Here is a 9,868-nt window from a genome sequence, read left to right as displayed (position 1 = left end):
ATTACGTAATAACTCTTCTGTTTCTTGCACATTTGGGTCTCCAGCGTAAAATGTGAAAATTCCTACCGTAACTTGTGCTACTGTTGGATTTTCAAGATCATTTACCCAAGCAGTACCCATATGCCCTTGTAAATAAGAAAGTAAAATAACGTTATTGAAATCATCAAACATAGAAACTAGTTTTTTTCTTGTATGTATATTCGCTTCATGTATCATTTACATTCCCGCCTTCTATAAAATCAATCTTATTCTAAATCTTTTAAAATAAACTTATATAATTTTTCAATCAATCATTTACCATATAAGAAAACACCTATTAAACTTAATTTTTATATAACTATAAATTATTCACAAATATAAAATTATTATAACATCTAATAAAATAAGAATGCCTCACTTTTTCGACTTTAGAACGTACATCTTATTATCTAAATAAAAACTATTTATTGATAAAGTTTTAACCATATATCCAATTAAACTGAATAAATGTAAGATTAATTTATAAATAAGCTTTTTAAGGGGGATTATAAAATGTCTGATTTCTATTCTCGTCTTTCAAAAAGTGATGCCGCTGTTCTTCTAGTGGATCATCAAACTGGTCTTATTTCCAGCCTTGTACGTGACTACGGCGTTGATGAGTTCAAGAACAATGTTTTAGCACTTGCTAATACCGCTAATTTTTTTGATTTACCAGTTATTTTAACAACTAGCTTCGAAGACGGTCCTAATGGTCCACTTATGCAAGAATTAATTGAATTATTTCCGAATGCGCCTAAAATAGCGCGCCCTGGACAAATTAATGCGTGGGACAATGAAGAGTTTGTAAAAGCTATTGAGGCAACTGGTAAAAAGAAGTTAATTATCGCAGGAGTAGTTACTGATGTTTGTGTTGCATTCCCAGCGCTATCAGCTGTAAAGGCAGGTTATGAAGTGTTTGTTGTAACCGATGCGTCCGGAACTTTTAGTAAACAAGTTGCTGATGCTGCCCTAATGCGTATGGCTCACGGAGGAGTCCAACTAATGAACTGGTTTAGCGTGGCAGCAGAATTACAGCGTGACTGGCGAAATGATATTGAAGGCTTTGGAAATTTACTTGCTAAACATCTCCCAAGTTACCAAAATATCATCGGAAGCTATAAGGCAGCTCAAAAAGAATTTAGTAAATAATTCAATTCTTGATCAAACATTATATCAGTTTTGGAAAACTTTATAAAAATGATAAAGACTGCTAAGAGCTAATTACATAATTAAAAAGGGCTGCTTAAATAGCCCTTTTCTTATTTGTTTTACCTATATTATCTGTTACGCCCTCACTATATTTAGATTACTTAAATAATTTCTCCCTAGCTTCACTGAAATAATTTATTGTAATAAACCGTTCTGTAATAGGAAATTACTCTTACCTATTAACAAAACACTTACTTTAATACTACAATCCACCTCATATATGTAAAAACCCTCAATATAATGTAAGAGGGTTAATCAATAGATATGTTATAACTCATTTTTATAAATAAAAGATTCCGTCTCACCGTTCTTATATACTTTAGTCAATTTAACAACCGACTTGTACGTGCTATCGTCATCCTTTATCATTTTTTTCAGCTCTTCTATTTCGGCATTACCAGTTCCACTATCTATTTTTAAACAGTTCGAAATAGAAAGGTATCCACTTGATGCCAATATAAAAATAAAAATTGCATCAGGAAAATTAATAAATAACAATCCGTAGTTTAAAGGATCTCCAGCTGGATGCGATAAAAGCAATCGAAAACCTAACAGTTCAGGCACTTGAACGAAATCCCTAGAAACAATCGCCTCGCCTACTATAGTAATTTGCTTTACTACATTCCCAAGTTCATCTGTAAATTCAGTACATCTAGGTGGATTAATTGTTGTTGCTTGGAAAGACACATTTAATTCCGGATTATTAAAATCGAAAAAGATTCTACTCCCCTCCGTTAAACATTGCGGGCAAACATTTCCTAGCAAGCTAAAGTCCTCTTCAATATATTTAACTTTCGATTTGCAACTACAAACTTTTCCTATTCGGATTGCATCAATTTTTGAGCAATCTACAAAAATAACCTCACTGTCTTCTTGTACGAATGATACAATCCCTTTCATCGCATTAAATGAAAGAAAATAGGATACAACGATTTCGTTTCCTGCTATTACAATACTTTCAACTTTAGTATACGGTTCTAGACTTTGTAAAAATTCACATATACTATTTTGGCAACACCCACAATCACGTTTCGGCTCACAATCCACTTACACTCCATCCCTTCTCTATATAGAATAGCTAATACATATATATGAAAGGAAAACAAAAAAGCTTGGACAATATAACTTTAACGTAGGAATATCGTTACCTATTCATAATATTAGTAAGGGAATTACACCAATAATGAGTAATAACACATAATTTTTACTATAAATACATATAACAATTTCATCTTTCATGAAAAAAACGTTATAATGAAGTGTAGCCTCTACGATTACGTTATAAAGGAGATTAAAACAATGGCTAAAATTAAAGTATACCAAGTAAAAGAAGAAAATATGGAAGCAGTAAAAAACATCATTGATGTTGAGGAACAAAACCCAACTGCTGAAAACTTACAAAATCTATATGCATGTGTATTAGAAACTGAAGATATGGCATTGCCTGAATCATACATTGAAGAAGATATCTTAATCGATTCTATGGAAGTTATGGTTAACGCTTCTCAAAGCAAAGTAAGAGACTTAGGTGCATACGATGTAATCGAAGTTCAAAACAAAGGTAAGAAAACACAAATTTTATTACTTGCAGACGAAGAATACGAAATTATCGAAGGCTAATCTAATACCATACATACGAAAAAGCTCCTTTCCAATTGGAAAGGAGCTTTTTCATTACGCTTTTGATGTTTCACTTTTTTTATTTGTTTGTTCTTTCTTAATTACCATACGCTCATTTCCCATAAAGAAGATGAATATGAATGCTAATCCAGCTGGTACCAATGCCCACATGAATGTTTGAACAATTGAACTAGAAAGAGCATCAATAATTTTATCTAATATTTGCGGAGGGATTTGAGATCTTGCCGATTCTGATAAAATGGCTCTTGAATCCCCTAATGTGTTTGTATTCATTCCCCCGCTCATACCTTTAAATGCTTCTTCTAATTGATCTTGGAAACCTGTTCTTTGGATCATTCCGAAGATTGTAATACCAAGTGTCATACCTAATGAACGAATGAAATTACTCGTCGAAGTCGCAGATCCGCGCTGTTCCATACCGAAATTGTGAATAGCTGCCATACTTAGTACAGAGAATGAGAAACCGACTCCAAATCCGATAATAATCATATACACTGTTAATAATGCACGACTTGTTTCTGGCGTTAATGTGCTTAATAAAAATAGTCCAATTAGCATAATAACCGCAGAAATGATCATAATGTTTCGGTAGCTAAGCTTTGTCGTTAAAAACCCACCTAACTGCGCTGTTACGACTGAACCTAACATCATTGGTAAAAGTAATAATCCCGAGTTTGTTGCAGTGCCACCGTATACACCTTGAATGAATAATGGAATGTATACAGTTGCTGACATAAACGCAGCTCCGTAACATAAAGCAATAATTGTACTCATTCCGAACAAACGTTGTTTAAACATCTCAAATGAAATGATCGGTTCTTCTACTTTACGTTCAATAAAAATGAATGCAATAATTAAAATAGCGAATCCACCAAATAAACTTAAAATAAAGTTAGAATCCCAATCATACTTTTGTCCGCCAAGTTCAAGCGCAAACATTAAAGAAACTACTGCACCAACTAAAGTAATTGCGCCAAACCAATCAATTTTTTGCTTTCTATGAACTCGTGACTCTTTATAAAAGAATGTAATAAAAATAAGTGCTAAAACGCCAAGCGGTAAGTTAATATAAAATACCCAGTGCCAGCTTATGTAATCTGTAATATACGCACCAAGCAACGGACCAAAAATACTTGATAAACCAAATACTGCTCCGAATAAACCACCCATTTTCCCGCGCTTTTCAGGAGGGAAAATATCAAAAACGATAGTAAACGCGATCGGCACTAATGCCCCACCGCCAATACCTTGAATGGCACGATAAATCCCTAACTGTGTAATATTTTCAGCAGTACCACAAAGTGCCGAACCAATCATAAAGACGATTAAACCGAAAATAAAGAACCTCTTTCTACCATACATATCTGATAGTTTTCCGAATATCGGCATACCTGCCATTTCTGCGACCATATAGGCAGAAACGACCCATACAAAGTTTTCAAGGCCTCCTAAATCACCAACGATTGTTCCCATCGCTGTTACGACAATGGTATTATCCATTGATGCCATTAAAATACCTAGCAATAAGCCCGCTACAACAAAGCCGAGCTTATTATTCTTCTCAACCATATCTCTTGCTCTCCCTCATACTACTTATATTTGTTTATGTTCCTTTACGACTGCATTACCTTTTTGATTAAAACTAGTATGATATTCTACAACACTAATTTCACATCCGGGACCAATTGTAACATTATTTCCTCTTACTACTTCAGCAATCGTATGCTCTAAATAAATCTCATCTCCTTCAATGATAGACGTTTGGAGGCTTCCAGCATGATTTGTAAATGGAATAAATCTCACTTTTTTACGAACGGTAATCTTCTTACCGCCAATTTCTCTTACTTTGCTACCTTCATAACGAAGTGAAATTTCAATATTTTCAGCATTAAGTAATCCATCACTTTCAAGGCCGCCAGTTAGTGATAGTTCTTCAACTTCAATATCTCCTTTTACATTTAAAGCGCCTTTCACATCTACGAAATCACCAGTTAATTTCCCCTTAACTTCTATCATACCTCTTACTTTTATTTTTTCAATATGAGCATCACTATGCATTTGTGTATTTCCGTATACTTTTACATATTCCGCATCTACATTTCCTTGTACTTCACTATCTCCATACACGACATAACTTTTCACTTTCATATTACCGCACACTTCACTCGTGCCGTATGTTTTAAATTCATTACAGCTCATATCATTAGAAATCGTTCCTTCACCGCGAATCTTCACTTTATTATAATCCCCGCCTGCTGAATTACCAGAGCCATTTACTGTGAGACTATGTGGATGTTCCATACTGATTTCCCCTTCCGTTAAAACTGCTTAATTTCTTTTACATTTGCATTTTTATCAACAGTAAGAACACCCGTATATTCGATCAGTTCAATCTCACAGTTCGGTCCTACTGTAACATTGTTTCCTCTTACCGTTCTTATGTGAGCATAATCAATATCGATATTGTCACCTTCTAACAATTCGGCTTCTAACTGCAAGCCAAATACTGTTTTAAATAGCCTACTAAATGTACCTGATCTATGCCTTACTTTAATCGTTTGACCACCAATTTCTTTCGCTTGACATGTACCGTGAATATTAATATTTATTTCATCAGCGCTTAATAATCCGCCAATTGTAAATTGTCCTTCTGAAGAAAAAGTATCCACTTCACAATTACCGTCAATTGTAGCTTGACCATTGACTTTAAATTCTTCACCAGTGACATTTCCACCTATCGTACCTTTTCCTGCAATTTTCAAACTGTTTGCCTTCACATCTTGCGTAATTGTTGCTTTTCCATCAATTCGCATCGTTTCAGCATGAACTGTGCCATCGACTTTACCAGATCCACTAATTCTTGCATTGCTACTTTTCAAATTTCCAGTAACAGCACCGTAACCGTTACATTCAAATTCCTCACATTCAATATTTCCATTAACATTCCCTTTTCCATTTAATTGCACTTTATGAAACTCGCCGCCATTCGATGAACCGTAACCATTTATAATCAAATTATCTGTACGCATACTTTCTCCTCCACTACAACAGTTTCGTTTTTAATGCTTCGGTATATTTCATAATCGCTTCGTGTAAAACAATTTTAGTACCTTTTTCAAAAATTAAATCGTCCACGTTTGAAACTAAGAAACATGTAGAAATCCCTAACTTTCGGACGATGATTAAGTCACAAGTTTTATGCTTAATCGCTTCATAATTATCACGTAAAACTTGCAAGACCATTTTTCCTTCTTCTAAACTAATCTCTCCCGATTGTAGTAATTCTTCTAACATGTACACATAAAGAATATCTACAAAGTGAAACTCTACTGTTTTATTCGTTTGTTCTATGAAAAATTGTAAAACTGGTTCTGATGCAATCCCCTTACGTAAAATGTCTTCCTTTGTTAAAAGAATTTCTCTCACACTCGGTGAAAACATATTCGCTAGTTCATCAAGTGATAAATCCTCTTTCATCGTTTGGATTTTATCGATGCGCTCTAATATCTTTTCTTTCGGAAAAAATGTCTCTTGACCTGTGAATGTTGACTTTCGTACAAACCAATCTTCCGGTATTAAATTTTTTCTCTTCCACCTATATAACTGTCCGTATGAAATACCAGTTAGTTCTAATAAATCTTTTTTTGAAATTAAATCTGTACTCAACTGTATAACACTCCTTCCTAACAACAATGTAACATAACACTGTTACGCTGTAAATAGACTTTTATCACAAGTAGCGTAACAATGTGTAAAACAAACCTATTCCTACATACAAAAAAGGCTTTTACACATCTTATGAAAATGCGCAAAAAACCTTATATATCAAGATTTAAACCAAATATTATAAAAATCAATCCAACCTTGTGAATTAATCATTATATTTTGGACTTTTTCATGTGTACTTACCTCTTGTTTATTACGATATAAAGGAATAATATGAATTTGACGTAACAAAGTATCCTCAATATCGCGTAACAGTGTAACTCTTTTCTCTAATTCTTCTTGTTTAAAATAAGGAGATAACTTTTCATGAAAGTCCATGCTGCTTTGTCCATGAATAAAACTATTTTTTGTAAGAAACATATATAATAGACTATCTTCTATTCGTTCACTTATTGTGGCACTATCATGCATCATATCGGCCTTTTGTATCGTACTTACTTCCAATAGCTCTTCTATGTCAAGAAAATTATTTTCTACACGAATCCCGTACTTCACACACTCTTTTTGTATCCATTGTGCATCTTCAACATGATCTCGTCCTGTAAATGTGTAGAGTTGTAGCACTTCATTATGATAAGTACTCCTTTTAATTAAACTTTCTACATCTTCCTCAATCTCTACAATGCTTTCACCTGCTAATATTAGTTTCTGTGCCACTTCTCCACGTTCTCCGCCGAGTTCTTGAACGATTGTATAACCATGAATGATTTTATATAATGCTTTCCGAAATAACTCATCTTGCATTGGTCCTTCTTTCGTATGATTACATGTTATATATGTCACGTTCGACTCAAGCCGAGACAATTCTTTATTATGTTTTTCTTTATCTTTATACTGCGCCTTTACTAAAACATCGTATGTACTTACACCTTGTTCTACATTCCACAACTCAACACGATCTAAAAAAGGTCTTTCACGAAAATATAAAGGATGACCTTCTAAAATGAACAAATTTTCATTACTTTTATATAATTGAAAAGGCCCTGTTCCAATTAGCTCTCCTGCTTCATCTTTATTCACGATAGAACACTGTTCTGCACTTAGCATATGTAAAAACATTCGATTTTTCGTATGTAATTGAATTTCGACAACGTAGTCATCCACTGAACGAATACTTTCAACGTGTTGTAACATCCATGCGTGTGCATTATTTTCCAGCTTCATAAATCGATTCAATGAGTATATAACATCATGTGCAGTAAGTTGTTTTCCATTATGGAAGTGAACTCCTTTTCGTAAATAAAACGTCCATATTTTTTCAGCATCATTATATTCCCAGTGAAATGCAAGTCTTGGCTCTATAATGTTTGTATTACCGTCTACATACACGAGTGTATCGAATATATGTTTTACCATATGGCATTCTGAACGCATTGTAGCGTATACAGGATCTAATGTGATATCTAAATTCATTTGTACTTGCAACCGGAGTACATCTCTTCTCCCTTCAGATGTCATTTCAATCTTATGACCAAATATTGAATCCACCCAGGAGTGATATTCTTCCTTTACTAATGGAAAATGTGAGCTATAGCGTTCCACAAATATGCTTCCGCTTTTCACATCCCCTTTTTTCGTTATTTCTTTTCCTCTATCTAAAATTAAAGATATCGGGTCCTTTTGAAATATTAACTTAGAACGATTTCCTCTGCCGCGACCTGGAAACCACTTGATCCAATTTAACTCATCTAATTTTTTTATAATTAATTTACTATTACGCTCTGTACAAAATAATGTTTCAGATATATTTTGCACTGTTACTTCCAATTGTTCTCCCTCTTTTCCCCCTTTTCCATAAGCAATCCATAGTTCAATGTATTGATCTAAAATAAACATCATAATCCCCCTAAAAGGTGAAAAATACTCCCTATTGTTTCTACCCTTTTTCCAATTCTTCTTTCATCTTATCATTTCAATATAGAAAGGAGGAATTAATATTGAATTATCTCTTACTTCGTTACAATAAACCTATTTTTATTAGACTGTGTGGTGAATTATTAACCCGAACGACTGAATCTATGTTAGCTCTCATTATGATTATTCATGTTAACGAAATGTTAAATGGTAATATAATAATAACTATGATCATTTTTGGACTACAGCCACTTTCAGACATCGTATTTACCCTTATTGCTGGAGGAGTTACTGATAAATATGGGCGAAAGAAAATTATGTTACTCGGCTTATTACTGCAAGCTGTTGCAATTGGTAGCTTCATCTTTGCTCAATCTGTTTTTATATTTGCATTGTTATACGTTATGAATGGGATTGGACGTTCCTTATATATTCCGGCTCAACGTGCACAAATAGCTGATTTAACAAAACAAAAGCAGCAAGCAGAAATTTTTGCTCTTCTACAAACGATGGGGGCAATTGGTTTCGTAATCGGTCCTTTAATTGGTACTTTTTTTTATCGTACTCACCCTGATTATTTATTTATAATACAAAGTATTACACTTATGGTATATGCAGTAGTTGTATGGACGCAGCTTCCAGAAACTGCTCCAGCACTTACAACGCCAAAGCAAAAACTTAAATTGTCATCTCCAAAACACTTTGTACACAAACATTACGCCATATTTGGGCTTATGGTTTCTACACTTCCTATTAGCTTTTTTTATGCACAAACTGAGACAAATTATCCTATTTTCGTGAAACATACATTTCTGGATTTCGAACTCATACTCGTTTTTATTTCAACATGCAAAGCTATTATGGAAATCTTCCTGCAAGTTTTCCTCGTGAAATGGTCTGAACAATTTTCTATGGCGAAAATTATTCTTATTTCTTACGCCTGTTATACAATAGCTGCAGTTGGCTTTAGTTATTCAATGACGATATTGTCGTTATTCTTCACCTTACTCTTTTTAGTCATTGGAGAAAGTATTGCTCTAAACCATTTATTACGATTCGTTTCAGAAATTGCACCTCATGATAAACGTGGTTTATATTTTTCAATTTACGGTATACACTGGGATATATCTCGAACGTGTGGACCAGTTATTGGTGCAGTTTTATTAAGTAAGTTAAATGGAAGTATGCTATTTTATATTTGTGCTAGCTTCTTATTAGTTGGAGGTATTGTACAAGCGCTATTTGTTCAAAATTTGGAACGTAAAAAAATCGTGAACCATCCTACACATAATTTATAAGTTACTACTTTTTCAGTAGATCAACCTTTCTTATTGGATGCATGTTAAAAAACAAAAGTAAAGTATTTCGCATACGAAAGGAGACGTTCCTTGTTTACAACTAAAAACACCTCACTTAAAGT

Annotated in this window: 10 protein-coding genes; 3 read left to right on the top strand and 7 right to left on the bottom strand. The window is 33.7% G+C overall.

Annotated features, from left to right (window positions below):
- On the bottom strand, positions 1 to 216 hold a 216-nt coding region (locus tag JFU02_RS07840; protein WP_201070640.1), incomplete at its 3' end, for a GNAT family N-acetyltransferase.
- Between the two features lie 315 nt (positions 217 to 531).
- On the opposite strand from JFU02_RS07840, the gene ycaC reads away from it, so the two are divergent.
- Positions 532 to 1,167: an isochorismate family cysteine hydrolase YcaC gene (gene ycaC, locus JFU02_RS07835; protein WP_001279448.1), complete on the top strand. Its 636-nt coding sequence runs from the start codon at positions 532 to 534 to the stop codon at positions 1,165 to 1,167.
- Between the two features lie 327 nt (positions 1,168 to 1,494).
- Here ycaC and JFU02_RS07830 read toward each other — a convergent pair whose 3' ends face one another.
- Positions 1,495 to 2,274, bottom strand: coding sequence for a BC_2878 family exosporium-associated protein (locus JFU02_RS07830; protein WP_061666573.1), 780 nt, complete (start codon positions 2,272 to 2,274; stop codon positions 1,495 to 1,497).
- A 252-nt stretch (positions 2,275 to 2,526) separates the two neighbouring features.
- On the opposite strand from JFU02_RS07830, the gene JFU02_RS07825 reads away from it, so the two are divergent.
- Positions 2,527 to 2,847 carry a hypothetical protein gene (locus tag JFU02_RS07825; protein ID WP_001062742.1) on the top strand — a complete coding sequence of 107 codons (321 nt, stop codon included), beginning with the start codon at positions 2,527 to 2,529 and terminating at the stop codon, positions 2,845 to 2,847.
- Between the two features lie 54 nt (positions 2,848 to 2,901).
- Here the strand turns inward: JFU02_RS07825 and JFU02_RS07820 are convergent, their stop codons facing one another.
- The 5 genes from JFU02_RS07820 to JFU02_RS07800 form a co-directional block, all read right to left on the bottom strand.
- Positions 2,902 to 4,437, bottom strand: coding sequence for an MDR family MFS transporter (locus JFU02_RS07820; RefSeq protein ID WP_000229632.1), 1,536 nt, complete (start codon positions 4,435 to 4,437; stop codon positions 2,902 to 2,904).
- Between the two features lie 24 nt (positions 4,438 to 4,461).
- Positions 4,462 to 5,169 carry a polymer-forming cytoskeletal protein gene (locus JFU02_RS07815; RefSeq protein ID WP_086407448.1) on the bottom strand — a complete coding sequence of 236 codons (708 nt, stop codon included), beginning with the start codon at positions 5,167 to 5,169 and terminating at the stop codon, positions 4,462 to 4,464.
- A 17-nt stretch (positions 5,170 to 5,186) separates the two neighbouring features.
- Positions 5,187 to 5,897 carry a bactofilin family protein gene (locus JFU02_RS07810; RefSeq protein WP_061666571.1) on the bottom strand — a complete coding sequence of 237 codons (711 nt, stop codon included), beginning with the start codon at positions 5,895 to 5,897 and terminating at the stop codon, positions 5,187 to 5,189.
- Between the two features lie 13 nt (positions 5,898 to 5,910).
- Positions 5,911 to 6,534 carry a YhbD family protein gene (locus JFU02_RS07805; RefSeq protein WP_061666570.1) on the bottom strand — a complete coding sequence of 208 codons (624 nt, stop codon included), beginning with the start codon at positions 6,532 to 6,534 and terminating at the stop codon, positions 5,911 to 5,913.
- A gap of 159 nt (positions 6,535 to 6,693) precedes the next feature.
- On the bottom strand, positions 6,694 to 8,430 hold the full coding sequence (locus JFU02_RS07800; protein WP_201070639.1) for an ABC transporter substrate-binding protein: 1,737 nt from the start codon (positions 8,428 to 8,430) through the stop codon (positions 6,694 to 6,696).
- Between the two features lie 101 nt (positions 8,431 to 8,531).
- Here JFU02_RS07800 and JFU02_RS07795 point away from each other — a divergent pair, with 101 nt between their 5' ends.
- On the top strand, positions 8,532 to 9,746 hold the full coding sequence (locus JFU02_RS07795; RefSeq protein ID WP_001108452.1) for an MDR family MFS transporter: 1,215 nt from the start codon (positions 8,532 to 8,534) through the stop codon (positions 9,744 to 9,746).
- Positions 9,747 to 9,868: the final 122 nt, after the last annotated feature.

Source organism: Bacillus sp. TH13, from assembly GCF_016651175.1.
Lineage (GTDB): Bacteria > Bacillota > Bacilli > Bacillales > Bacillaceae_G > Bacillus_A > Bacillus_A thuringiensis_S.
Note: the sequence above shows the minus strand (reverse complement) of the source record. Positions and strands in the feature narration are given on the sequence as shown.